The 23,075-nt window shown below is 69.1% G+C and carries 22 protein-coding genes; 5 read left to right on the forward strand and 17 right to left on the reverse strand.

Going from position 1 to position 23,075, the window contains the following annotated elements; genetic code table 11:
* Window positions 1-123: 123 nt before the first annotated feature.
* From CON77_RS04780 to CON77_RS04790, 3 genes are read right to left on the reverse strand one after another with little or no spacing between them, the layout of a single operon-like run.
* On the reverse strand, window positions 124-942 hold the full coding sequence (locus tag CON77_RS04780; RefSeq protein WP_101048003.1) for an ABC transporter ATP-binding protein: 819 nt from the start codon (window positions 940-942) through the stop codon (window positions 124-126).
* Window positions 936-2,030, reverse strand: coding sequence for an ABC transporter permease (locus CON77_RS04785; protein ID WP_101048004.1), 1,095 nt, complete (start codon window positions 2,028-2,030; stop codon window positions 936-938). Before CON77_RS04785 ends, CON77_RS04780 begins: the two co-directional genes overlap by 7 nt.
* 23 nt (window positions 2,031-2,053) lie before the next feature.
* Complete coding sequence (locus CON77_RS04790) at window positions 2,054-3,070, reverse strand: ABC transporter substrate-binding protein (RefSeq protein ID WP_101048005.1); 1,017 nt, start codon at window positions 3,068-3,070, stop codon at window positions 2,054-2,056.
* Window positions 3,071-3,260: 190 nt separating this feature from the next.
* Here CON77_RS04790 and CON77_RS04795 point away from each other — a divergent pair, with 190 nt between their 5' ends.
* Together CON77_RS04795 and CON77_RS04800 are read left to right on the forward strand one after the other, a co-directional pair.
* Complete coding sequence (locus tag CON77_RS04795) at window positions 3,261-3,890, forward strand: cysteine dioxygenase family protein (protein ID WP_101048006.1); 630 nt, start codon at window positions 3,261-3,263, stop codon at window positions 3,888-3,890.
* A gap of 20 nt (window positions 3,891-3,910) precedes the next feature.
* A complete protein-coding gene (locus tag CON77_RS04800; protein ID WP_101048007.1) occupies window positions 3,911-5,506 on the forward strand; it encodes a rhodanese-related sulfurtransferase in 1,596 nt (531 codons plus the stop codon).
* Window positions 5,507-5,554: 48 nt separating this feature from the next.
* On the opposite strand, the gene CON77_RS04805 is transcribed toward CON77_RS04800, so the two are convergent.
* Together CON77_RS04805 and CON77_RS04810 are read right to left on the reverse strand one after the other, a co-directional pair.
* Window positions 5,555-6,820 carry an OmpP1/FadL family transporter gene (locus CON77_RS04805; protein WP_101048008.1) on the reverse strand — a complete coding sequence of 422 codons (1,266 nt, stop codon included), beginning with the start codon at window positions 6,818-6,820 and terminating at the stop codon, window positions 5,555-5,557.
* A gap of 10 nt (window positions 6,821-6,830) precedes the next feature.
* Window positions 6,831-8,126: an O-acetylhomoserine aminocarboxypropyltransferase/cysteine synthase family protein gene (locus tag CON77_RS04810; protein ID WP_101048009.1), complete on the reverse strand. Its 1,296-nt coding sequence runs from the start codon at window positions 8,124-8,126 to the stop codon at window positions 6,831-6,833.
* A gap of 169 nt (window positions 8,127-8,295) precedes the next feature.
* Here CON77_RS04810 and CON77_RS04815 point away from each other — a divergent pair, with 169 nt between their 5' ends.
* Window positions 8,296-9,294, forward strand: coding sequence for an ABC transporter substrate-binding protein (locus CON77_RS04815; RefSeq protein WP_101048010.1), 999 nt, complete (start codon window positions 8,296-8,298; stop codon window positions 9,292-9,294).
* A 46-nt stretch (window positions 9,295-9,340) separates the two neighbouring features.
* On the opposite strand, the gene CON77_RS04820 is transcribed toward CON77_RS04815, so the two are convergent.
* The 9 genes from CON77_RS04820 to CON77_RS04860 form a co-directional block, all read right to left on the reverse strand.
* Window positions 9,341-10,267: a CysB family HTH-type transcriptional regulator gene (locus CON77_RS04820; RefSeq protein WP_101048011.1), complete on the reverse strand. Its 927-nt coding sequence runs from the start codon at window positions 10,265-10,267 to the stop codon at window positions 9,341-9,343.
* Window positions 10,268-10,442: 175 nt separating this feature from the next.
* Window positions 10,443-10,658 carry a TOBE domain-containing protein gene (locus CON77_RS04825; RefSeq protein WP_101048012.1) on the reverse strand — a complete coding sequence of 72 codons (216 nt, stop codon included), beginning with the start codon at window positions 10,656-10,658 and terminating at the stop codon, window positions 10,443-10,445.
* A gap of 35 nt (window positions 10,659-10,693) precedes the next feature.
* Window positions 10,694-11,497 (reverse strand): ATP-binding cassette domain-containing protein, encoded by an 804-nt coding sequence (locus CON77_RS04830; RefSeq protein WP_101048013.1) that lies wholly within the window; start codon window positions 11,495-11,497, stop codon window positions 10,694-10,696.
* Window positions 11,498-11,500: 3 nt separating this feature from the next.
* Window positions 11,501-12,478: an aliphatic sulfonate ABC transporter substrate-binding protein gene (locus tag CON77_RS04835; RefSeq protein ID WP_439650524.1), complete on the reverse strand. Its 978-nt coding sequence runs from the start codon at window positions 12,476-12,478 to the stop codon at window positions 11,501-11,503.
* Between the two features lie 77 nt (window positions 12,479-12,555).
* Complete coding sequence (ssuC, locus tag CON77_RS04840; RefSeq protein WP_101048014.1) at window positions 12,556-13,398, reverse strand: aliphatic sulfonate ABC transporter permease SsuC; 843 nt, start codon at window positions 13,396-13,398, stop codon at window positions 12,556-12,558.
* A gap of 28 nt (window positions 13,399-13,426) precedes the next feature.
* Window positions 13,427-14,608 carry an FMNH2-dependent alkanesulfonate monooxygenase gene (gene ssuD, locus CON77_RS04845; RefSeq protein WP_101048015.1) on the reverse strand — a complete coding sequence of 394 codons (1,182 nt, stop codon included), beginning with the start codon at window positions 14,606-14,608 and terminating at the stop codon, window positions 13,427-13,429.
* Between the two features lie 8 nt (window positions 14,609-14,616).
* Window positions 14,617-15,585 (reverse strand): aliphatic sulfonate ABC transporter substrate-binding protein, encoded by a 969-nt coding sequence (locus CON77_RS04850; protein WP_101048016.1) that lies wholly within the window; start codon window positions 15,583-15,585, stop codon window positions 14,617-14,619.
* Window positions 15,586-15,703: 118 nt separating this feature from the next.
* Window positions 15,704-16,306, reverse strand: coding sequence for an NADPH-dependent FMN reductase (gene ssuE, locus CON77_RS04855; RefSeq protein ID WP_101048017.1), 603 nt, complete (start codon window positions 16,304-16,306; stop codon window positions 15,704-15,706).
* 15 nt (window positions 16,307-16,321) lie between these two features.
* Window positions 16,322-17,335, reverse strand: a complete 1,014-nt coding sequence (locus CON77_RS04860; RefSeq protein ID WP_101048018.1) for a sulfate ABC transporter substrate-binding protein — start codon at window positions 17,333-17,335, stop codon at window positions 16,322-16,324.
* Window positions 17,336-17,557: 222 nt separating this feature from the next.
* Here CON77_RS04860 and CON77_RS04865 point away from each other — a divergent pair, with 222 nt between their 5' ends.
* Both CON77_RS04865 and fghA read left to right on the forward strand, forming a co-directional pair.
* A complete protein-coding gene (locus CON77_RS04865; RefSeq protein ID WP_101048019.1) occupies window positions 17,558-18,676 on the forward strand; it encodes an S-(hydroxymethyl)glutathione dehydrogenase/class III alcohol dehydrogenase in 1,119 nt (372 codons plus the stop codon).
* Window positions 18,677-18,686: 10 nt separating this feature from the next.
* Window positions 18,687-19,565, forward strand: a complete 879-nt coding sequence (gene fghA / locus CON77_RS04870) for an S-formylglutathione hydrolase (protein ID WP_101048020.1) — start codon at window positions 18,687-18,689, stop codon at window positions 19,563-19,565.
* Between the two features lie 19 nt (window positions 19,566-19,584).
* Here fghA and CON77_RS04875 read toward each other — a convergent pair whose 3' ends face one another.
* The 3 genes from CON77_RS04875 to CON77_RS04885 form a co-directional block, all read right to left on the reverse strand.
* The gene (locus CON77_RS04875) at window positions 19,585-20,502 is read right to left on the reverse strand and encodes a class I SAM-dependent methyltransferase (protein WP_101048021.1); all 918 of its coding nucleotides are present in this window, start codon (window positions 20,500-20,502) and stop codon (window positions 19,585-19,587) included.
* A gap of 100 nt (window positions 20,503-20,602) precedes the next feature.
* A complete protein-coding gene (locus tag CON77_RS04880; RefSeq protein ID WP_101048022.1) occupies window positions 20,603-21,949 on the reverse strand; it encodes a dicarboxylate/amino acid:cation symporter in 1,347 nt (448 codons plus the stop codon).
* A gap of 152 nt (window positions 21,950-22,101) precedes the next feature.
* Window positions 22,102-23,075: DctP family TRAP transporter solute-binding subunit (locus CON77_RS04885; protein WP_101048024.1), on the reverse strand; the 974-nt coding region annotated here is incomplete at its 5' end.

The raw sequence follows: 23,075 nt of genomic DNA on the forward strand, positions 1-23,075 counted from the left end.
TGGCCCTGGTCATCGACCCCGCCCAGCCACCCGACCACCGCCAAGGCGGCCTGCTGCAGCGAATGGAACAGCCACAGCAGGGCGTTCACGCCTTCGGGCGGCACCGTCCAAGCCCCCATGCCGTCACCAACTGGCGTCCAGCCCCAACAAGGCCAGGGCCTGGTGGCGCAGCTCGGCCAGGCGCGGGTCGCCCCGGTGGCGCGGGTAAGGCAAGTCGTTCACCAGCACCTGTTTGACGCGCGCCGGGCGTTCGGTGAACACCACCACGCGCTGGGCCATGAACAGGGCCTCCTCCACGTCGTGCGTCACCAGCAGCGCCGAGAAGCGCTGGCGCTGCCACAGGTCCACCAGCTCGGTCTGCATGGTCAAGCGGGTGAGCGAATCCAGCTTGCCCAGGGGTTCGTCCAGCACCAAGAGGCTGGGGTCGTTCACCAGGGCGCGGGCCAGGGCCACGCGCTGCGCCATGCCGCCCGACAGTTGGTGCGGGAAGGACTTGGCGAAGGCCGACAGACCCACCAGCCGCAGCGCCTCGTCCACCCGGTGGCGCTGGGTGTTCAGCAGCCCACGCGCTTGCAGGCCCAGGGCCACGTTGTCCCACACGGTGCGCCAGGGGAACAGGGTCGGGTCCTGGAACACCACGATGCGCGACGGGTCGGGCTGGGTGATCGGTTCCCCGTCGTGCAGCAGGGTGCCGGTGGTCGCGGGTTCCAGCCCGGCCACCAGGCGCAGCAGGGTGGACTTCCCGCAGCCGCTGGGGCCCAGCAGGGCCACGAACTCACCGGGCTGGATTTGCAGGTCGAGTTCGTCGATCACCTGCAGGGCGCCGTTGGGGCCGTCGAACCAGTGCCCGACGTTGCGCACCTCGATGTGCGCGCCGGTGGCGGCTGGGGGGCGGCCGGTCTGGGCCGCCACGGAGGTTTCAGGCGTCACGGGGCTCACCATTTCACGGTTCCTTTCTGCCACGACAACAAGCGGTCACGCAGCAAAAACAGCAGCGTGATGACCCCGGAGAACAGCACCGCCATCACCAGCAAGGCGCCGTACATGTTGGGGTAGCTGGCCCAGCCTTGGGCCCAGGTCAGGTACCAGCCCAGGCCGGACTTGACGCCCAGCATCTCGGCCACCACCAGGGTGGAAAACGCCGCCCCCAGGCCCATGAAAAGGCCCACGAACACCTGCGGCAGCGCCGCCGGAATGGCCACCCGCAGCACCAGGAACCAGGGCGAGGCGCCCAGGGTGCGGGCCACGTCGTAGTAGTGCTTGTTCACGTTGGCCACGCCCGACCAGGTCAGGATGGCCACCGGGAAAGCCGTGCCCAAGGCGATCAAAAAGATCGCGGTGGACCAGCTGGAGGGAAAGAAATAGAAGGAGATGGGCAGCAAGGCGGTGGTGGGCACCGGCCCCAGCACACGCAGCACCGGGTGCACCCAGTAGCTGGCCAGCCTGGACCAGCCGATCAGCACCCCCACCACAAAGCCGCTGACGGCGCCAAAGGCGATGCCCACCAGCAGCAGTTTGACCGAGTTGTAGGCGCTGTCGAGCAGGCGCGCCCAATCGGACACGTAGACCTCGATCAGGCTTTGCGGCGGCGCGAAAAACGGCGCGGGCAGCGTGCCGGTTTTGGCGGTCAGCGCCTGCCACACGCCCAGGCCCAGGCCGATGGCCACCAGCCAAGGACCCGCAGACCGGACACGGTTGCGCAGTGCACCCACCGGGCCGGGCAGCACCGACAGCGCCAGCAGCAGCAGGGCCACGCCCCAGGCCAGCCAGCCGAACTCGTCGGTGTAGGCCCAGTCGCTGAAGCCCACTTGCAGGTTGGGCCAGTGCTGGGTCAGGGTGGCCAGGCCGCCCCAGGCCAGCGCGGCCAGCAGGCCGGTGAACCACAGCGGGGCGGTGGGTCGGCGCACGGGAGCAGCGGTCTCGGGCCGCGCGGGCGCATCCGGGCGATCTGCCAAGGCCACGGCCCAGGGCGCGGCCTCGGCCACATCCAGGCCAACGCCCGGCCGCCAGGTGGTGTCGATGGAACTCATGGGATTCTCCTCGTCCGGGTGGGTCAGGCCAGCACGTCCACCACGACGTGCTTGGCAAAGCGCACCGGGTCGGTGCTGGGTTTGAGCACGTTCACCAGCTTGAAGTCGCGGGCGTAGAACTCCACCTCCTTGGTCAAGGCCGCGCCGTGCGGGTGGCTGCGGTGGGTCAGGGTGCCCAACACGTAGCGCACATCGTCCAGCGAGGCCTTGGTGTACGGCTGGTAAATCTTGGCGGTCTCGTTCGGGTTGTCGGCCACGAACACCGAGGCTTCGTTGATGGCGCGCACCAGCGAAGCCACCAGCGGACGGTCGCTCTTCAGCAACTTGCCGCCGGCGCCCACCACGCAGCAGGTTTTGGCCGCGTACTCGCCCGACAGGTTGGTGGCCAGGTCCACGATGCCCTTGGTGCGGCGTTCGATGAAGAGCAGGTTGGGGTCGCTGTCGGCGATGGCGTGGGCCTCGCCCTTTTCCAGCGCCAGGCCCAGCATGTCCGCCGGGAACTGGCGCCAGTTGACGTCGCGTTCGGGGTCCAGGCCGGCCTTGGTGATCAGCACCGAGAAGAAGTTTTTGCCCGGGCTGTTCAAGTCCGAGACGGCGATGGTTTTGCCCTTGAGGGCCTTGAGCGAGGTGGTGCCGGCCGGCGCGTAGCCCACCAGCCGCACACAACCGCCGTGGCTGGAACCCACCAGCTTCACGTCCAGCCCAGCTTCCAGCGGCTTGATCCAGCGGTGCATCATGCCCAGCGCCGCATCGGCCTTGCCGGTGGCGATGGTTTCGAGCAACTGGTCGGTGGACCCGGCGAAGTTGACCAGCTCGACCTGCAGGCCGTGCTTTTCAAAAATGCCGCGCTGCAGGGCCACCGGGGCGGCCGACAGGCAAATTGCGTTGGCGTTCCAGGCCAGCTTGAGCGGGCGCAAGGGCTGCGCCGCCAGCACCTGGTGGCCGATGGCGCCCGAGGCGCCAGCGACGGTGGCGGCGCCCGCGGCGCGCAGCCAGTCGCGGCGGGACCAGGCGGGGTTCAGTGGGGAGGTGGTGGACATGGACGTTCTCCTGAAAAAAGAAAGATGGCGGGACAAACGGGCAGATACCGATGCGCTGACCGCGATTGCACCCAAATTCCCCATGTTTGTGAAAGAACAAAAACGGGCATCGATATGCGAAAGTGTTCCCCCCGCTGGGCGGCCATCTGCGGTGCAATCACCACCATCCCGTGACCACGCCCACACCACCATGAGCCCACCTCTCCATCCCCAACGCCTGCGCAACTTCGTGCAAGCCCTGGCCCAACTCCTGTCGCAACCGCGCGAGGAAGCCGATGTGCTGGCCGCCGCGCAGCCCCTGCTGACCGAACTGGTGAGCCACGACGACTGGCTGCCTGAAGCCTTCGCCCAGCCCCACCCCGAGCGTTACCAGCAGTACCTGCTGTACGCCGACCCGCTGGAGCGCTTCTCCGTGGTCAGTTTCGTCTGGGGCCCCGGCCAGTCCACCCCCATCCACGACCACACCGTGTGGGGCCTGATCGGTCTGCTGCGCGGGTCCGAGGTCTCGCAACATTTCGTGCGCGACGGCCAAGGCCACTGGGTACCGCACGGCGCCCCGCACACCCTGCGCCCCGGCGAGGTCGAGGCCGTGTCGCCCCGCCTCGGCGATGTGCACCGCGTCAGCAACCCGCTGGCCGACCGGCCCTCGATCAGCATCCACGTCTACGGCGCCAACATCGGCGCGGTGCAGCGCGCCGTCTACAGGGAGGACGGCGGCCGCCAACCCTTCGTCTCCGGCTACAGCAACACCGTGCTGCCCAACCTGTGGGACCGCTCCGCCGAACTCAACGCCCAGCTGCGCACGGGCAGCCCTTCCTGAACCTCCAATCCACCCACCCCATGACCCTGCCCCAAACCACCTACCACGACGTGCGCCAAGCCCTGCTGGCCAAGGAAGAAATCGCGCTGATCGACGTGCGCGAGGAAGACCCCTACGCCCAGGGCCACCCCCTGTTCGCCGCCAACCTGCCCGCTGGGCGGCTGGAGCTGGACGCCTGGAACCGCATCCCGCGCCGCCACACCCGCGTGGTGGTGTACGACAACGGCGAAGGCCTGGCCGAGCCCGCGGCGCGCACCCTGCAAGCCCTGGGCTACACCCAGGTCTCGCTGCTGGCCGGTGGCCTGTCGGGCTGGCGCGACGCCGGCGGCGAGCTGTTCATCGACGTGAACGTGCCCAGCAAGGCCTTCGGCGAACTGGTGGAAGCGCAACGCCACACCCCCTCGCTGTCGGCGCAGGAGGTGCAGGCCCTGATCCAGCGCCAGGCCGACGTGGTGGTGCTCGACGCCCGCCGCTTCGACGAGTACCAGACCATGAGCATCCCCAGCGCCACCAGCGTGCCCGGGGCCGAGCTGGTGCTGCGCGCGCGCAGCCTGGCGCCCAGCCCGGCCACGCAGATCGTGGTCAACTGCGCCGGCCGCACCCGCAGCATCATCGGCACCCAGTCGCTGGTGAACGCGGGCATTCCCAACCCGGTGGCGGCGCTGCGCAACGGCACCATCGGCTGGACCCTGGCCGGCCAGGCGCTGGACCACGGCGCCAGCCGCCAGCCCGGGGCCGTGGCCGAGGCCGAGCGCGCCGAAGCCGCCCAGCGCGCCCGCAGCGTGGCCGACCGCGCCGGCGTGCGCCGCGCCAGCCTGGCCGACCTGGACCGCTTCCAACACGAAGCCGACCGGCGCACCACCTACCGGGTGGACGTGCGCACCCCCGAGGCATACGCCGCCGGCCACCTGCCGGGTTTTCGCAACACCCCCGGTGGCCAACTGGTGCAGGAAACCGACCACACCGCGGCCGTGCGCGGCGCCCGCTTCGTGCTGTTGGACGACGACGGGGTGCGCGCCAACATGAGCGCGTCCTGGCTGGCCCAAATGGGTTGGGAGGTGTGGGTACTAGACGGTGTGGGCACCGACGCCTTCACCGAAACGGGCAACCCCGCAGCCCCGGTGCCCGAGCCGGTGGGTGAGGTGCGCTGGGTCGGCCCCGCCACCCTGGCGCAATGGCTGGACACCGGACCCGCGGGCCACACCGCCGTGCTGGACCTGACCACCAGCGCCAATTACGTCAAGCGCCACATCCCGGGCGCACATTTTGTGCTGCGCTCGCAGCTGGCGACAGCCCTGCAACAGATTCCACCGGCGCAGCGCTACGTGCTGACCTGCGGCAGCAGCCTGCTGGCGCGTTACGCCGCCGCCGACCTGGCCCGCCTGACCGAAGCCGAGGTGTGGGTGCTGGAGGGCGGCACGCTGGCCTGGATCGCGGCGGGCCTGCCGCTGGAGCATGGGGAGACCCGCTTGGCCTCGCCGCGCATCGACCGCTACCGCCGCCCCTACGAGGGCACCGACAACGCCCACGCCGCGATGCAGGCCTACCTGGACTGGGAGTTCGGCCTGGTGGCGCAGCTGGGGCGCGACGGCACCCACGGTTTCCGGGTGCTGTGAAGGCTGGCGGAGCCCGCGGTATGGGCTCCGCCGTGCAGGCGGTTGTGCTCAGTACCGCCAGCCGTACGACACGCCCACGATGTGTTCTTTCAAGCGCACGTGGGCGTTGCCCCCGCCGAAGCCGGCGGGAATGGACTGGGCGCCCCGCACCGTTTCACCCAGGGCCAGGGTGTAGAAACCGCTGAGTTCGCCGCCGCCTGGGGTGTGCCAGGTCGCGCCCACGCTCAGGTGGGTTTTGACCACGCCGGGGGCCAGGATGTTGAAGAAGGTTTCCTGCGCCGGCACCACCTGGTTGGCCACGCTCACGCCGCCGCGCAGCACCAGGTCGGGACGCCAGCGGTATTGAGCGCCCAGCTTCAAAACGGTCTGGTCACGCCAGCCAAAGCCCGGGCCATTGGCCGAGCCCAGGGGCTGTCCGGCAAACAGCGGAGCGGCCGAGTTGCCCACCGCCGCCACCTGGCTGTAACGGATGTGCTGCACATCGCCGGCCAGGGTGAGCCGGTCGGTGGCGGCGTAGGCCAGGCCCACGCCGAAGTTCTCGGGCACGTCAAAGCGCCCGCCGTTGGCAAAGAGGCCGCGGTAATCGTCAAAACGGCCTCGGATGCGGGAGGCCCAGGTGGCTCCGGCGGTCCATTGTGGCGTGAGCCGGCCGGTCCAGCCCAGGCGCACCCCCACGCCGGTGGTCGAGTCCGTGCCCCGGTCGCTGACCTGGCCGGGGGCGGCCGAAAAACCGTTGAACAGACCGATGCCCTGGGCCGCGAAGCGCTGGTGCGCCACCTGGAGCGCCGCGCCCACGGTGTGGCGCTCGTTCAGTTGGTGCGCCACCGACGGTGCGATGAAGAGCTGTTCCAGGTTCACCCCGGCCGTGCCGGTGGCACCGAAACGGGCGTAGGGGTTGCTGGCGTATTCGGTGTTCATGCCGCCGTTGCCGTACACCGCCAGGCCCACGGCGGTTTGCGCGTTGACGGCGCGCACCAGACCGAAGTCGGGGATGAGGAAGGTTTTTTGGCCGTTGCCGTCGTGTGCCGAATCGGGGGCGGCCAGGTTGCCGACGATGGCGGCGCTGCGCCGCGGGACGAACACCGTCAGGCCCAGGTCGACGCGGTTGCCCACGGCGGCGGTGCCGGCGGGGTTGGTGGCCGCCGCCAAGGCGTCTTGCGGCAGGGCAATGCCCACGCCGGCCAGGCCTTGTGATGGGGCGCCGTAGCCGTGTGAGAAGTAGCCGTTGGTGGCCAGGGCGGGGGTGGCGGGCAGGCAGCTGGCCAGCAGCCAGGCCAGGGGGCGGTGCCAGGAGAGGAGGGTGGGTGTACGCATGGGGTGTGGTTCAAACGGTGGCCAGGGCCTGGTCCAGGTCGGTCAGCAGGTCGTCGATGTGCTCAATGCCCACCGACAGCCGGACCGCGTCTTCGGGCACACCGGCTTGGGCCAATTCGGCCGGCGACAGCTGGCGGTGGGTGGTGGAGGCCGGGTGCGTGGCCAGCGATTTGGCGTCGCCGATGTTGACCAGGCGGGTGAACAGTTGCAGCGCGTCCAAAAAGCGCGCGCCCGCCGCCCGGCCTTCGTCTGCGGCAGCTTTCACGCCGAACGTCAGCAGGCCGGAGGCTTTGCCTCCCAGGTAACGCTGCGCCAGCGCGTGGTCCGGGTGTTGGGGCAGACCGGCGTAGTTGACCCACCCCACTTTCGGGTGTTGCACCAGGTGCTGGGCCACGGCCAGGGCATTGGCGTTGATGCGGTCCAGGCGCAGGGCCAGAGTTTCGATGCCTTGCAAGATCAGGAAGGCGTTGAACGGGGAGATGGCCGCCCCGGTGTTGCGCAGCGGCACCACGCGGGCACGGCCGATGTAGGCCGCCGGCCCCAGGGCCTCGGTGTACACCACGCCGTGGTAGCTCGGGTCGGGCTCGTTCAGGCGCGGGAAGCGCGCACGGTGCTCGGCCCAGGGGAACTTGCCGCTGTCGACGATGGCGCCGCCGATGCTGGTGCCGTGACCGCCCAGGTACTTGGTCAGGGACTGCACCACGATGTCCGCCCCATGTTCGATGGGCCGCAACAGGTAGGGCGTGGCCACGGTGTTGTCCACGATCAGGGGCACGCCGTGGCGGTGGGCCACTGCGGCGATGGCCGCGATGTCGGTGACGTTGCCCTGCGGATTGCCGATCGATTCCACGAAAACGGCCTTGGTGCGGTGGTCGATCAGGGGTTCGAAGCTCGCCGGATCGCGGTGGTCGGCAAAACGCGTGGTGATGCCGAACTGCGGCAGCGTGTGCGCGAACAGGTTGTAGGTGCCGCCGTAGAGCGCGGTGCTGGCCACGATGTTGTCGCCCGCCTCGGCAATGGTCTGGATGGCGTAGGTCACGGCGGCCTGGCCCGAGGCCAGCGCCAGGGCGGCGATGCCGCCCTCCAGCGCGGCGACGCGCTGTTCCAGCACGTCCTGCGTCGGGTTCATGATGCGGGTGTAGATGTTGCCCGGCACTTTCAGGTCGAACAGGTCTGCGCCGTGCTGGGCGCTGTCAAAGGCGTAGGCGGCTGTCTGGTAAATGGGCACGGCCACCGCTTTGGTGGTGGGGTCGGGGCGGTAGCCGGCGTGGACCGAACGGGTTTCGAATTTCCAGTGTTGTGACATGGCGGGGGGCTTCCAAAAGGTTCAAACGGAACTGCGTGCCAGACTGTAGGAGCCCCGGGGCGGTTGTGGAAATCATCAAATCGGATATGCAGCCTTGCAATGCTTCTTTGCCGCACGGGGGAGCGGTCCTTAGAGTGGGGCGCTGTTTCCACCACAGTCGCCACCGACCATGACACCTTCCACCTCCCTCAACCGCCGCCGTTTCCTCGGCACCGCGCTGGCCGCTGGCACGGCCCTGCCCGGGCTGTCCATCCCCTCGGCCCAGGCCGCTGGCCCCGACCTGTCGGGCGTGACGCTGCGCATCGCCACCTACAAGGGCCTGTGGCGGCCCCTGCTGACGGCCGCCGGTCTGGCCCAGACGCCCTACAAGATCGAGTGGCGCGAACTCAACAACGGCGTGCTGCACATCGAGGCCATCCACGGCGATGCGCTGGATCTGGGCTCCGGCAGCGAGATCCCGGCCCTGTTCGCCGCCCGCCAGCAGGCCCGGGTGCGTTTCGTGGCCGTGGTGCGCGAAGACCTGAACAACCAGGTCACACTGGCGCGCCAAGACGCGCCCATCCGCACCATCGCCGACCTGAAAGGCAAGCGCGTGGGCTACGTGCGCGGCACCACCGCGCATTACTTCCTGGCCAAACAACTGGCCGAGGCCGGCTTGGGTTTCCAGGACATCCAGGCCATCCACCTGAGCCCGGCCGACGGCCTGTCGGCCTTCGACCGTGGCGAGCTCGACGCCTGGGCCATCTACGGCTACAACGGCCAGCTGGCCCGTATCCGCTACGGCGCGCGCACCCTCAAAACCGGGCTGGGCTACCTGTCGGGCAACTTCCCTGTCTATGCCAATCCCAAGGCCCTGGACGACGCGGCCAAGCAGGCCGCCATCGCCGACTACCTGCGCCGCCTGCGCAGCGCCTACCGCTGGGCCAACGGCCACTACCTGGCCTACGCCCGCGCCCAATCGGCCGAAACCCGGGTGCCGGTGGGCGACCTGATCGAGCTGTGGAACAACCGCAGCACCGATTTCGACCTGCGCCCGGTGGACGACGCCGTGGTGCGGGGGCACCAGGACGTGGCCGACACTTTCCTGAAACTGGGTGTGCTGGACGGCCCGGCCGGGGTCGCCCCGTTCTGGGACCGCCGCCTGGCGCCGGCGCTGCGGGCCGCCTGAGGTCCGGCCGAAAGGGGGGCGCCGTGCGCGGCGCCCTGGGACAGCTTCACACCGCTTCCTGTGCGGCCAGCACCGCCTCGCGCGTCAGCGTGGGCACAAAGGTTTCGATGAAGCTGTAGGCGAAACCCGGCAGCCAGTGGTCGCGCCGCAAACCCAGCCGGGTCACGTTGATGGGGAAGAGGTGCCCGGCGTCGAGGGCGCGCAGGTGCCGGTCGCGCTCTTCGTCGATGGCCACCGAGGCGACGATGCCCACCCCCATCTCCAGCTCCACGTAGGTCTTGATCACGTCGGCGTCCATGGCGGTGAGCACCACGTCGGGCGCCAGGCCGGCGGCGTGGAAAGCCTCGTCGATGTGCGAGCGGCCGGTGTAGCCCACCTCGTAGGTGATGATGGGGTAGCGGGCCAGGTCCTCTAGCGTCACAGGGGCCGGCAACGCCAGCAGGGGGTGGCCGAGCGGCAGCACCAGGCTGTGGCTCCAGCGGTAGCAGGGCAGGGTGACGAGCTGGTCGTAGCCGGCCAGGGCCTCGGTGGCCACGCCGATGTCGGCTTCGCCCGTCAGCAGCATTTCGGCCACTTGCTTGGGGCTGCCCTGGTGCAGGTGCAGCGTCACGCGCGGGTAGCGTTGCCGAAAGTCCTTCACCACCAGGGGCAGGGCGTAGCGCGCCTGCGAGTGGGTGGCCGCCACCGACAAACGCCCCTCCTCGCGGCCCTGCAGCTCCTGACCGGCGCGGCGCAGGCTTTCGGCGTCCAGCAGCACCCGTTTGATGATGGGCATGAGGGCCTGCCCGGCGGAAGTCAGCCCCAGCAGCCGCTTGCCGGCGCGCACGAACAGCTCCACCCCCAGTTCTTCTTCGAGTTCGCGCACCTGGCGGCTGACTCCGGGCTGGGAGGTGTGCAGGCTGGCGGCCACTTCGGTCAGGTTGAAGCCGCAGCGCTCCGTTTCGCGCACCGAGCGCAGTTGTTGAAAGTTCATATCTCGTGTCTGTCCCGTGCACCCGTGGGCCAGGTGCCCGGTGGCATCTTAGGCAGGCTCATATAAAACTCAAAAGAATAGGTTTTCATTTCATAAATACTTTTTCAAATAAATAACCGGCCGTGGGCGCAAAAAAAGGGCGGCCGTGGCCGCCCCGCAAGCGCCTCCAGGCGGGTCAGAGCTTGGCCAGCGACACCTCGGTCGACTTGACCAGCGCGACCACGTCGGAGCCGATCTTCAGCTCCAGCGCATCGACCGAACGGGTGGTGATGACGGAGGTGACGATGCCCCAGGGGGTTTCAACGTCGATTTCCGACACCACGTCGCCGCGGATGATTTCCTTGACCTTGCCCTTGAACTGGTTGCGGACGTTGATGGCTTGAATGGACATGACAGACTCCTGTTGAAAAAAGAAAACACACAAATTCAGATGGCCCAGCGCAGGCCGTGCGCCTGCACGCCCGGCCAGGGCGCTTCAAACGAAGAGGGGGCGTTGTCCGGTTGCTGCAGCACCCGGTCCAGAATGCGCTTTTCGGTCAGGGCGAAGGCGGCGTCGCCACGCGAACGGGGGCGGGCCAGGGCGATGCGCTCGTTCAGCGCGATCTCGCCGTTTTCGATCAGGATGACCCGATCGGCCAGGGCCACTGCTTCCTGCACATCGTGCGTCACCAGCAGGGCGGTGAAGCCGTGGCGGCGCCACAGGCCTTCGATCAGCGCGTGCATCTCGATGCGGGTCAGCGCGTCCAGCGCGCCCAGGGGTTCGTCGAGCAGCAGCAGCCGCGGCTGGTGCACCAGGGCGCGGGCCAGCGACACCCGCTGGCGCTGGCCGCCCGAAAGCTGGGCCGGCCAATCGGCCAGGCGGTCGCCCAGGCCCACCTGGACCAGCACGCGCTCGGCGTCGGCGCGGCGCGCGGGGGGCAGGCCGAGTGCCACGTTGTCCACCACCCGTTTCCAGGGCAGCAGGCGTGCGTCCTGGAACATGATGCGGGTGTCCTCGCGGCGCTGCGGGGCCGGCGCGCCGTCCAGCAGCAGCTCGCCGCCGCTGGGCTGGTCCAGCCCGGCCACCAGGCGCAGCAGGGTGCTTTTGCCGCAACCGCTGCGGCCCACGATGGCCACGAATTCGCCGGGTTCGACCGTCAAGGTGTTGCGGCGCAGCACCTCTCGCGGGCCGAAGCGTTTGCTCAGGGCACGCAGCGTCAGGCGCACGCCGCCGGTGGGGTTGTCGCTCATGGTTCAGGCTCCGGCGGGGAACAACGCCACCTCGCGGGCGTTGATTTTTTTGGGCAACAGCTTCTCGGCGAAGAAGGTGTCGGCGATGCGCTGTTGCTCGCCCAGCGCGGGGGCCAGCACCGGGCGCACCTCGTAACTGCGGCGGCCGTTGGCCTGCTCCACGGTGGCGGCGTCCAGGCCCCAGGCGCTGGCCAGCAACTGGGCCGCGGCCTGGGGCTGCTGCTTCACCCATTGCCCGGCGGCTTTCAGTTCCTGGTAGAGGGCGCGCAGCACTTCCGGGTGGGCCTGGGCGTAGGGCGTGGACGCCAGGTAGTAGCGCTGGTAGGACGCGATGCCGCGCCCATCGGCCAGCACCCGCGACGGGGTCTGGTTCAGCACCGCGGCCAGGAAGGGGTCCCACACCACCCAGGCGTCGATGGCACCGCGCTCGAAGGCGGCGCGGCCGTCGGCCGGGGCCAGGTAGGCGGGCTGGATGTCCTGAAACGACAGCCCGGCCTGCTCCAGCGCCGCCAGCAGCAGGTAATGCGCGCCCGCGGCCTTGGCAAAGCCCACTTTCTTGCCCTTCAGGTCGGCCACGCTGCGCAGGGGCGAATACTGCCGGACCACGATGGCCTGGGCCGTGGGCGACGGCGCTTCCTGCGCCACGTAGGTCAGCTGGGCCCCGGCGGCTTGGGCAAAAATCGGCACGGTGTCGGCCACGTCGGCGCTGAAGTCGACATGGCCCAGGTTCAGGGCCTCCAGCAGCGGCAGGCCACTGGTGAACTCGTGCCAGCTCAGTTGCAGGCCCAGCGGGGCCAGCCGACGCTCCAGGGTGCCGCGCACCTTCAGCACGGTGATGAGGGCCGACGACTTCTGGTAGCCGATGCGCAGGCGCTGGGCCGCGCCGGCCTGGGTCCAGGCACCGCCGACCGCGGCCAGGGCGGCGGCCATGCGCCACAGGGCCCGGCGGCGGTTCAGGGTGGGGAAGAACAAGGGTTTCATGGGGAATCCTTCGGGTGTTTCGGGAGGCAGCTGCGGCCGGCGCCCCGCGGGGCGGGTTCGGTCAGTGGGTGGTGGGCTCAATGCGCCGACTGGTAGCCCGGGTGCCAGCGCAGCCAGAAGCGCTCCAGCGACTTGGCGAACAGGTCGGCCAGCTTGCCCAGGGCCGCGTACAGCAGGATGCCCACCAGCACGATGTCGGTCTGCAGGAATTCGCGGGCGTTCATGGTCAGGTAGCCGATGCCGGCCTGGGCCGAAATCGTCTCGGCCACGATCAGGATCACCCACATCAGCCCGAGCGAAAAGCGCAGCCCCACCAGGATGGACGAGAGCGCGCCCGGCAACACGACCTGGGTGTACAGGCCCCAGCGGCTCAGGCCGTAGGTGCGCCCCATCTCGATCAGAGCGGGGTCCACGTTGCGGATGCCGTGGAAGGTGTTGATGTAGATCGGGAAGAACACCGACACCGAGATCAGGAACAGCTTGGCGCCTTCGTCGATGCCGAACCACAGGATCACCAGCGGGATCAGCGCCAGCGCGGGGATGTTGCGCACCATCTGAATGGTCGAGTCCAGCAAGGTTTCCAGCAGCCGCACCGAGCCGGTCAGCAGGCCCAGCACCAGGCCCAAGCCGCCGCCGATGGCCAGCCCCAGTAGGGCGCGGCCCGCGCTCACCTTCACGTGCTCCCACAGCTCGCCCGAGGCGGCCAGTTGCCAGAAGGCCTGGACCACGTCCACCGGCGCTGGAAGCACCCGGGTGGGCAGCCACCCCAGGCTGGAGCTGAGCTGCCAGCCCAGCAGCAGCAGGGCGGGCACCAGCCAGGGCAGCAGGCGCTGGACCAGGTGGCGGCCGCGTCGGGCCCAGTCCGCTGCCGCCGGGGCAGGGGACGGCAGGGTCGAAGTCAAAGAAGCGGTCTCGGTCATGTGGGTTGCTCCGGGGTGGGGCGCGGCCTCAGCTGGCGGCGCGCAGTTCGGGCCGAAGGGCGTGGGGCGACTGCAGGTTGGCCACCGTTTCGCCAAAAGGGCCCAGCGGGATGGCGCCCGCCAGCTTTTGCTGGACGGGACGAGGCAGCAGCGGGAACACCAGTTCGGCAAAGCGGTAGGCCTCTTCCAAGTGCGGGTAACCGGAGAGCACGAAGGTGTCGATGCCCAGGTCGGCGTACTCCTGCAGCCGGGCGGCCACGGTCTGCGGGTCGCCCACCAGGGCGGTGCCCGCGCCGCCGCGCACCAGGCCGACGCCGGCCCAGAGGTTGGGGCTGATTTCGAGGTCGGCGCGCTGGCGCTTGGCGCCGCCGGCGTGCAGCGCGGCCATGCGGCGCTGGCCTTCCGAGTCCATCTGGGCAAACACCGCCTGGGCGCGGGCCACGGTGTCGTCGTCCAGGTGCTGGATCAGCGCTTCGGCGGCCTGCCAGGCTTCGGCGTCGGTTTCGCGCACCACCACGTGCAGGCGGATGCCGAAGCGCACCGTGCGACCGTGGCGGGCCGCGCGTGCGCGCACATCGGCGACCTTGCGCGCCACCTCGGCCGGGGGTTCACCCCAGGTCAGGTAGGCGTCCACCTGTTCGGCGGCCAGGTCGTGCGCGGCGGCTGAGGAGCCGCCGAAGTACACCGGCGGGTGGGGCCGCTGCTGCGGCGGGAACAGCAGCTTGGCGCCCTTCACGCTCAGGTGCTCGCCTTGAAAGTCCAGGCTCTGGCCGTCGTGGCTGCGCGCCAGGATCTCGCGCCAGATGCGCAGGAACTCGGCCGACTGCGCGTAGCGCTGGGTGTGGTCCAGGAACACGCCGTCGCCTTCCAGCTCGGCCCGGTCGCCGCCGGTGACCAGATTGATCAGCAGGCGCCCGCCCGAGAGCCGGTCGAAGGTCGCCGCCATGCGTGCGGCCAGGCTGGGCTGGTGCAGGCCGGGGCGCACCGCGACCAGGAATTTCAGCCGGCGCGTCACCGGAATCAGGCTGGCGGCGACCACCCAGGGGTCTTCGCAGGAGCGGCCGGTGGGAATCAGCACGCCCTCGTAACCCAGGCTGTCGGCCGCCACGGCCACCTGTTGGAGGTAGGCCGTGCTGAGCTGGCGCGCGCCCTGGGTGGTGCCGAGGTAGCGGCTGTCGCCGTGGGTGGGGATGAACCAGAAAACTTCCATGGGAAACCTCAGAGATTGACCGGCGCGGCGTGGCGCAGGTTGAGCGGCTTGGGAATGAGCTTGAGTTCGAAGAAGGTGTCGGCAATGGCCTGCTGCTCGGCCAGGATGTCGGCGGTGACCGGCAGCTGGCCGTGGCGCAGGTTGGCCAGGTACAGATCGACGATGCTGCGATCCAGACCCAGCACCTTCGACAGCTCGGCGGCCGCCTCGGCCCGGTGCTTGGCTGCCCAGGCATCGATGGCGGCGATTTCCTCCAACGCGATCTTCAGCAGATCGACGTTCCTGGCGGCGAAATCGCGCGAGGTGAAGTAGTAATTGCGGTTGTTCGCGACCCCCTTGGCATCGGCCAGGACGCGGGCCTCCAGGGTCTTGATGGCCGAGGACAGGAAGGGGTCCCAGATCACCCAGGCGTCCACCGAGCCGCGCTCGAAGGCGGCCCGGGCATCGGCCGGGGGCAGGAAGACGGCTTGCACGTCGCTGTACTTCAGGCCGTGCTTTTGCAGCAGCTTGACCAGGAAGTAGTGCACGTTGGAGCCCTTGTTCAGCGCGATCTTTTTGCCCTGGAGTTCGGCCACCGCCTTCAGCGGCGAGCCCCGCGGCACCAGCACCGCCTCGTTGTGCGGGCGCGGCACCGTGGTGCCGGCGTACACCAGCGGCGCGCCGGCGGCCTGGGCGAAGATGGGCGGCGCTTCGCCCACGTCGCCGAAGTCGATGGAGCCCACGTTCAGCGCTTCGAGCTGCACCGGGCCGGCGGTGAATTCGGTCCAGCTCACCTGCACGTCCCGCGGCGCCAGGCGTTTTTCCAGGGTGCCACGGCCCTTGAGGATGGACAGCCAGCCCTTCTGGTGGCCGATGCGGAACAGCCGCGGGCCGTTTTGCGCCAGCGCCGGGCCGGCGAGTGCCCAGGCGCCCAGGCCCAGGCCGGTGGCCAGCAGTTGACGGCGGCTGGCGCGGGTGGGGGTGTCGTGTGTGTGCATGGTGGTGCTTTCAAGGCAAATGCAAGAAAAGGGCGAGGCAGGTCCTGCCCGCCGCGGTGGGCGGGGTGTTCAGACGTGTGGGTGGGCGCTGCCGTGCAGCGGTGGGGGTGTGGCGCGGCTAGACGCTGCAGCGCACCTGGGCAAACGGCACGGCTTCGAAGTGGCCGGGCGGCAGCAGGCGTGAACCCGACGACTCGGTCAGCAGCTGGTTCACGGCATCGTCCAGGCGGCTCTGGATGTCGCCGCCAATCTGGTACTCGCCCTGTTCGGTCTTGGGGATCTGCGCATCGCTGGCGTAGACCCCCGGCAGGATGTGCCGGGCCCCCAGCGACTGCAGCACCGGGCGCAGCGCGTAGTCCAAGGCCAGCATGTGGTGCGGGCTGCCGCCGGTGGCGATGGGCAGCACCACCTTGCCCTTGAGCGCGGTTTGCGACAGCAGGTCCAGAAAGACCTTGAGCACCCCGCTGTACGCCGCCTTGTACACCGGGGTGGCCACCACCAGCGCGCTGGCCGACTGCACCTGGGCAATGGCCCGGGCCACGCTGGGGTGGCCCCAGTTGGCCAGCAGCAGCGCCTGGGGCGACAGGTCGCGGATGCGCAGGCGGTCCAGGTGCAGGCGGCGGGCGCTTTCGGCTTGGAGCAGCCGGGCCTCCACCGCATCGAGCAAGGCCGACGAGCGCGAGTGTTCCGACGGGCTACCGGCGATCAACAGTACCGACATGGCCGCTCCCCCTTCTCACTTCTTGGTGTAGATCTGGTCGAAGCTGCCGCCGTCGGCGAAGTGCCGCTGGCTGGCTTCGGCCCAGCTGCCGAAGGCGTCTTCGAGCTTGAACAGCGGGATCTTGGGCAGCTGTTTCGCGTACTTGGCCTGGGCCTTGGCCGAGGTCGGGCGGTAGAAGTGCTTGCCGGCGATGTCCTGGCCTTCCTCGCTGTAGAGGTATTCCAGGTAGGCCTGCGCCACCGCGCGCGTGCCCTTCTTGTCCACGTTCTTGTCCACCAGCGTCACCGCCGGTTCGGCCAGGATGGACAGCGAGGGGTAGACGAAATCGACCTTGCTGCCGAACTCCTTCTCCAGCAGGTAGGCCTCGTTCTCCCAGGCGATCAGCACATCGCCCTGGTTGCGCTGCGAGAAGGTGATGGTGGAGCCGCGCGCCCCGGTGTCGAGCACCGGCACGTTGGCGTAGAGCTTGGCCACGAAGGCCTTGGCCTGGGCGTCGCCGCCGTACTTGCGCTTGGCGAATTCCCAGGCGGCCAGGTAGTTCCAGCGCGCGCCGCCCGAGGTTTTCGGGTTGGGGGTGATGACCTTGACGTCCGGGCGCACCAGGTCGTCCCAGTCCTTGATGTGCTTCGGGTTGCCGGCACGCGTGACCAGCACGATGGTGGAGGTGTAGGGCGAGCTGTTCAGGGGCAGGCGTTTCTGCCAGTCCTTGGGGATGTAGGCGCCGTGGGCGTGCAGGGCGTCGGTGTCGCCGGCCAGGGCCAGGGTGGCCACGTCGGCGTCCAGGCCGTCGATGATGGCGCGGGCCTGCTTGCCCGAGCCGCCGTGGCTCTGCTTGATGGTCACGTCCTGGCCGGTCTTGGCCTTCCAGTGCTTGGCGAAGGCGGCGTTGAAGTCCACGTACAGCTCGCGCGTCGGGTCGTAGGACACGTTGAGCAGGGTGACGGGCGACTGGGCGGCGGCCCAGGGGGCCAGGCCGGACAGCAGGGCGGCGGCGGCCAGGGTGCGGAGGGTGAGGCGGCGTGTTTGCATGCAAATTCCTGTGTGGAGGTGGTCGATGGCATCGATCTTCCGCCGTCCATCACCCACAAGGAAGGAATAAAAGCGCAGTTGCAAATGACAAAACCTGCTGAAGACTGGGGGCCCCCGCGGGCTGGGTCGCCCCGGTCCTGGACTTGGGCTACAGTGGTGTCATCCTTCGCACATTGCACGCCGGTCTGCACCGGCGTGTGCTTTTTTGAAAGACCCCGCCCCATGCAAACCCGTGCCGCCGTCGCCTGGAAAGCCGGCCAACCCCTGACCATCGAAACCGTGGACCTGCAAGGCCCCAAATTCGGCGAGGTGCTGGTGGAGATCAAGGCCACCGGCATCTGCCACACCGACTACTACACCCTCAGCGGCGCCGACCCCGAGGGGATCTTCCCCGCCATCCTGGGCCACGAAGGCGCGGGCGTGGTGGTGGACGTGGGCCCCGGCGTGACCACCCTGAAAAAGGGCGACCACGTCATCCCGCTCTACACCCCGGAATGCCGCCAGTGCAAGTTCTGCCTGAGCCGCAAGACCAACCTGTGCCAGCTGATCCGCGGCACCCAGGGCAAGGGCCTGATGCCCGACGCCACCAGCCGCTTCAGCCTCAACGGCGACCCGATCTTCCACTACATGGGCACCAGCACCTTCGCCAACCACACCGTGGTGCCCGAGATCGCGCTCGCCAAGATCCGCCCCGACGCGCCCTTCGACAAGGTCTGCTACATCGGCTGCGGCGTCACCACCGGTATCGGTGCCGTGATCTTCACCGCCAAGGTGGAAGCGGGCGCCAATGTGGTGGTGTTCGGCCTGGGCGGCATCGGCCTGAACGTGATCCAGGGCGCCAAGATGGTGGGTGCCGACAAGATCATCGGCGTGGACCTGAACCCGGGCCGCGAAGCCATGGCGCGCCAGTTCGGCATGACGCATTTCCTGAACCCGAAAGACATCGAGGCGGCGGGTGGCAACATTGTGGACGCCATCGTGCAACTCACCGATGGCGGCGCCGACTACAGCTTCGAGTGCATCGGCAACACCCAGGTGATGCGCCAAGCACTGGAGTGCACCCACAAGGGCTGGGGCCGCAGCATCATCATCGGTGTGGCCGAAGCGGGTGCCGAAATCTCCACCCGCCCGTTCCAGCTCGTTACCGGCCGCAAGTGGGAAGGCTCGGCCTTCGGCGGCGCGCGCGGCCGCACCGACGTGCCCAAGATCGTGGACTGGTACATGGACGGCAAGATCGACATCGACAGCCTGATCACCCACAAACTCAAGTTGGAGCAGATCAACGAAGGCTTCGACCTGATGAAGCGCGGCGAGTCCATCCGCGCGGTGGTCGAGTTCTGAGCGGCCACCGATGACCGCCAGCCCCCACACCACCGCCCCCACGCTGCTGAGCGAGCACGCCTGCTTCGGCGGCGTGCAGCGCTTCTACCGGCACGATTCGGCCACCATCGGCCTGCCCATGCGCTTCGCCGTCTACCTGCCGCCCCAGGCCCAACAGGGCCCGGTGCCGGCCGTGGTTTACCTCGCGGGGCTGACCTGCACCGAAGAAACCTTCACCGTCAAGGCCGGCGCGCAACGCGTGGCCGCCGAACTCGGCCTGGCCCTGCTCATGCCCGACACCAGCCCGCGCGGCACCGACGTGCCCGGCCAGGCCGACAGCTGGGACTTCGGCACGGCGGCCGGCTTCTACCTGGACGCCACCCAGGCGCCTTGGGCCACCCATTGGCGCATGGAGAGCTACCTGGTGGACGAGTGGCTGCCGCTGGTCGGGGTGCACCTGCCCGTGGCGGTGGAGCGCCTGGGCCTGATGGGCCATTCCATGGGCGGCCACGGCGCCCTGACGCTGGCGCTGCGCCACCCGGGGCGCTTCCGGACCCTGTCGGCGCTGGCCCCCATCTGCGCGCCCAGCCAGTGTCCGTGGGGCCAGAAGGCCTTCACCGGCTACCTGGGCCCAGACCGCGCCGCCTGGGCCGTGCACGACGCCACCGAGTTGATCCGCCAGCGCCACGCCCAGGGCCTGCCGCCGCTGTACCCCCAGGGCATCCTGGTGGACCAGGGGCTGGCCGACAAATTCCTGGCCGAACAGCTGCATCCGCACCTGCTGGAGCAGGCCTGTGCCGAGGCCGACCAGCCCCTGACCCTGCGCCGCCACCCCGGGTACGACCACGGCTACTACTTCATTGCCACCGTGATCGACGACCATTTGCGCCACCACGCCCACGGCCTGTGAGCCCCCGTGGGCGTCCGCTTCAAGGCGCCCGGTACACCAGCACCTTGAGCGCGCGTTCGCTGGACACGTCGGCGAAGGTGGCCGGGTTGGGCAGGCGCTGCTCCAGCACCAGGCCGGGGGCCTGGGCCTGCACGTGGTCCTGCAAAAAATCCACCCCCAGCTTGGGCGAGTTCAGGCAGACCAGGGCGCGGCCCCCGGGCCGCAGCAGTTCGGGCAGGCGGCGCAGCAGCCGGGGGTAGTCTTTTTCCGCGACGAAGCTGCCCTTCTGGTGGGTGGGCGGGTCCAGCACCACCAAGTCGTAGGGGCCGCCCCGGTTGATCTTGCCCCATGAATTGAAAATGTCGTGCGGCATGAAGCTGGCCCCGGTGTCCAGCCCGTTGAGACGGTGGTTCTGCTGCCCGATGGCCAGTGCACCGCCGCTCATGTCCACGTTCAGTACCTGGCGCGCACCGGCCTGCAGCGCCACCACCGAAAACGCGCAGGTGTAGGCGAACAGGTTGAGCACCCGGGCACCCGGCTCGGCCGCCATCTGCCGCCGCAGCCAGCGCCGGCCTTCGGCCATGTCCAGGAACAGGCCGTGGTTCTGGCCCTTGAGCAGGTGCACACGGTAGCGGGTGCCGTCTTCGCTGACCACGTGCGGCTCCGGCACCTGGCCGGCCATCAGCCGGGTCTCGGCGCGGGCGTCCTGGCGCTGCTGGAACACCCAGTTCAGGGGCTGGCCGGGGTGCAGTTCGGCCCAGCGGGCCGCCAGGGCGGCATGCACCGTGGCCAGGGTGGTGTCGTCCACCGGCTGGAAGCTGGTGAGCAGGCAGACCGGGGGGTAAACGTCCAGCGTCCAGTGTTCACAGCCCGGGTGCAGGCCACCGCGGCCGTGGAAAACACGTTGGGCATCGGGGGAGGGGGCCATCGCGGCGATGGCGTCGAGCAGGGCTTGCATGGGGCGCGATGGTAGCGGACGGCGCCGGTGTTCGGCCGCCGCGGCGGGCCTGCAAAAAACGCCCCTCGCGGGAGGGGCGTTGTGAGAGGGCCGGGTCCGGTCAGCCCTTGGCCGGGGCCACGGCCATCTGCGCGGTCTGCAGGTCCAAAATGTCTTCGGGCGCCTGCGCCTCTTGCAGCGTGGGGTGGTCCAGGCCTTGGTGCAGGCGCTGCATGTCCAGGTCGCCGGTCCACTTGGCCACCACCAGCGTGGCCACGCCGTTGCCCACCAGGTTGGTGAGGGCGCGGGCCTCGCTCATGAAGCGGTCGATGCCCAGGATCAGCGCCAGCCCGGCCACGGGCACACCGCCCACCGCCGACAGCGTGGCCGCCAGCACGATGAAGCCGCTGCCGGTGATGCCGGCCGCGCCCTTGGAGGTCAGCAGCAGCACGGCCAGCAGGGTGAGCTGCTGCACCAGCGTCATGGGCGTGTCGGTGGCCTGGGCGATGAACACCGCGGCCATGGTCAGGTAGATCGACGTGCCGTCCAGGTTGAAGGAGTAGCCGGTCGGGATCACCAGACCCACCACCGATTTCTTGGCGCCCAGGTTCTCCATTTTTTCCATCATGCGCGGCAGCACCGACTCGCTCGACGAGGTGCCCAGCACGATCAGCAGCTCTTCCTTGATGTAGCGGATGAACTTCACGATGCTGAAGCCATGCAGGCGGGTGATGATGCCCAGCACCACGAACACGAACAGCAGGCAGGTCAGGTAGAAGGTGCCCATGAGCTTGCCCAGCGAGAACAGCGAGTCGATGCCGTACTTGCCGATGGTGAAGGCCATGGCGCCGAAGGCACCGATGGGGGCGACCTTCATGACGATGCCGACGATGTCGAACAGCACGTGGGACGACTTCTCGATGAAGTCGAACACCAGGGTGCCGCGGCCGCCGAACTTGTGCAGCGCGAAGCCGAACAGCACCGAGAACAGCAGCACCTGCAGGATGTCGCCCTTGGCGAAGGCGTCGAACACCGAGGTCGGGATCACGCCCATCAGGAAATCGACCGTGCCCTTCATCTTGCCGGGTTCGGTGTAGTCGGCGATGGCCTTGGTGTCGAGCGAGGCCGGGTCCACGTGCATGCCCGAGCCGGGCTGGATCAGGTTGACCACGATCAGGCCGATGACCAGGGCCAGGGTGGAGACAATCTCGAAGTAAAACAGGGCCAGACCGCCGGTCTTGCCGACCTTTTTCATGTCCTCCATGCCAGCGATGCCCACCACCACGGTGCAGAAGATGATCGGGGCGATGATCATCTTGATGAGCTTGATGAACGCGTCGCCCAGGGGCTTCATGTCCGTGCCGAGCTGGGGGTAGAAATGGCCCAGCAGCACGCCGACGGTGACGGCGAACAGGACCTGGACGTACAGGGATTTGTAGAGCGGTTTGCGCTCGGTGGTCGATGACATGGCAACGGCCTCGCGGGGTGGTGTCGAAGGGGTTCGGTCGGGGTGGCGGTGGGGCCACCGGGACCGGGCGCAATCCCGGTGCGGGACAGGGCGCAACGATACGCACCGCGTCGGTGCCCGCCAACTGTGGCGTTCAACAGTCGGGTTTACCCTTATTCCGGGGTCGGGGCCTGCAGGGCTTGCCGCACTTCGTCCAGCAGGGCCGGGCCGACGCTGCGGCTGAAGCTCTCGTACACCGGCTGCACCGCCCGCCTCAGGCCGGTGCGTTCGGCCGCACTGAGCCGGTGCACCCGCAGGCCGGGCAGGGCCAGCGCCTGGCGGTCCTGCTCGGCGGCCAGGCGGTGGCCCTGGGCGATGGCTTCGGCCAGGGCCTGGCGCAGCAGGGCCTGGTCGCTCGGGGCCAGGCTGTTCCAGAAGCGCGGGTGGCTGACCACCGCGTAGCCCAGGTAGCCGTGTTGCGTCAGGGTCAGGTCGGTTTGGACCTGGCCCAGCCCCTGGGTGAAAAAGTTGGACAAGGGGTTTTCCGCGCCGTCCACCACGCCGTTCTGCAGGGCGCGGCGCGTTTCGCCGAAGGGCAGCACCACCCCCTGCGCGCCGAGCGCGTGCATTTGTTGCACCAGCACCCGCGAGGCCTGCACCCGCAGCCGCAGCCCGCGGAAGTCGGCCGGGGTGCGCAAGGGGCGGCGTGCACTCATGTGCTTGAAACCGTTGTCCATGAAGGCCAGGCCCACCAGGTGCTGGCGCTGCAGCCGCGCCAGCAGCCGCTGGCCCACCGGGCCCTGGGTCACGCGGCGCACCTGGGCCAGGTCCTCGAACAGGAAGGGCAGGTCGAACAGCTCGAATTCGGGCACGCCCACCGGGCCGAACTTGGACAGCGAGGGCGCCAGCATCTCGACCGCCCCGAGTTTCAGGGCTTCCATCTCGTCGTGGTCGCCGTAGAGCTGGGAGTCGGGGTAGACCTCGACCCGCAGCCGGCCGCCGCTGCGCTGTGCCACCAGGGCCTGGAAGTGGCGGGCCATCAGGCCTTTGGGGGTGTCCGGCGCCACCACGTGCGAAAAGCGGATGCGCACCGGGGGGGCGCTGGCCGCCCCCGTGCCCTGGGCCGCGGCCGGCAGCGCCACGCTCA

Origin of the sequence: Macromonas nakdongensis (assembly GCF_002837145.1) — a bacterium.
Lineage (GTDB): Bacteria > Pseudomonadota > Gammaproteobacteria > Burkholderiales > Burkholderiaceae_C > Macromonas_B > Macromonas_B nakdongensis.

Coding starts and splice junctions, on each gene's coding strand:
- CON77_RS04880 (WP_101048022.1), bottom strand. CDS start 21,949: ATGTCATCGACCACCGAGCGCAAACCGCTCTACAAATCCCTGTACGTC.
- ssuE (WP_101048017.1), bottom strand. CDS start 16,306: ATGTCGGTACTGTTGATCGCCGGTAGCCCGTCGGAACACTCGCGCTCG.
- CON77_RS04810 (WP_101048009.1), bottom strand. CDS start 8,126: ATGTCACAACACTGGAAATTCGAAACCCGTTCGGTCCACGCCGGCTAC.
- CON77_RS04850 (WP_101048016.1), bottom strand. CDS start 15,585: ATGCACACACACGACACCCCCACCCGCGCCAGCCGCCGTCAACTGCTG.
- CON77_RS04830 (WP_101048013.1), bottom strand. CDS start 11,497: ATGAGCGACAACCCCACCGGCGGCGTGCGCCTGACGCTGCGTGCCCTG.
- CON77_RS04825 (WP_101048012.1), bottom strand. CDS start 10,658: ATGTCCATTCAAGCCATCAACGTCCGCAACCAGTTCAAGGGCAAGGTC.
- CON77_RS04820 (WP_101048011.1), bottom strand. CDS start 10,267: ATGAACTTTCAACAACTGCGCTCGGTGCGCGAAACGGAGCGCTGCGGC.
- CON77_RS04865 (WP_101048019.1), top strand. CDS start 17,558: ATGCAAACCCGTGCCGCCGTCGCCTGGAAAGCCGGCCAACCCCTGACC.
- fghA (WP_101048020.1), top strand. CDS start 18,687: ATGACCGCCAGCCCCCACACCACCGCCCCCACGCTGCTGAGCGAGCAC.
- CON77_RS04785 (WP_101048004.1), bottom strand. CDS start 2,030: ATGAGTTCCATCGACACCACCTGGCGGCCGGGCGTTGGCCTGGATGTG.
- CON77_RS04805 (WP_101048008.1), bottom strand. CDS start 6,820: ATGCGTACACCCACCCTCCTCTCCTGGCACCGCCCCCTGGCCTGGCTG.
- ssuD (WP_101048015.1), bottom strand. CDS start 14,608: ATGGAAGTTTTCTGGTTCATCCCCACCCACGGCGACAGCCGCTACCTC.
- CON77_RS04795 (WP_101048006.1), top strand. CDS start 3,261: ATGAGCCCACCTCTCCATCCCCAACGCCTGCGCAACTTCGTGCAAGCC.
- CON77_RS04835 (WP_439650524.1), bottom strand. CDS start 12,478: ATGAAACCCTTGTTCTTCCCCACCCTGAACCGCCGCCGGGCCCTGTGG.
- CON77_RS04875 (WP_101048021.1), bottom strand. CDS start 20,502: ATGCAAGCCCTGCTCGACGCCATCGCCGCGATGGCCCCCTCCCCCGAT.
- ssuC (WP_101048014.1), bottom strand. CDS start 13,398: ATGACCGAGACCGCTTCTTTGACTTCGACCCTGCCGTCCCCTGCCCCG.
- CON77_RS04860 (WP_101048018.1), bottom strand. CDS start 17,335: ATGCAAACACGCCGCCTCACCCTCCGCACCCTGGCCGCCGCCGCCCTG.
- CON77_RS04790 (WP_101048005.1), bottom strand. CDS start 3,070: ATGTCCACCACCTCCCCACTGAACCCCGCCTGGTCCCGCCGCGACTGG.
- CON77_RS04780 (WP_101048003.1), bottom strand. CDS start 942: ATGGTGAGCCCCGTGACGCCTGAAACCTCCGTGGCGGCCCAGACCGGC.
- CON77_RS04800 (WP_101048007.1), top strand. CDS start 3,911: ATGACCCTGCCCCAAACCACCTACCACGACGTGCGCCAAGCCCTGCTG.
- CON77_RS04815 (WP_101048010.1), top strand. CDS start 8,296: ATGACACCTTCCACCTCCCTCAACCGCCGCCGTTTCCTCGGCACCGCG.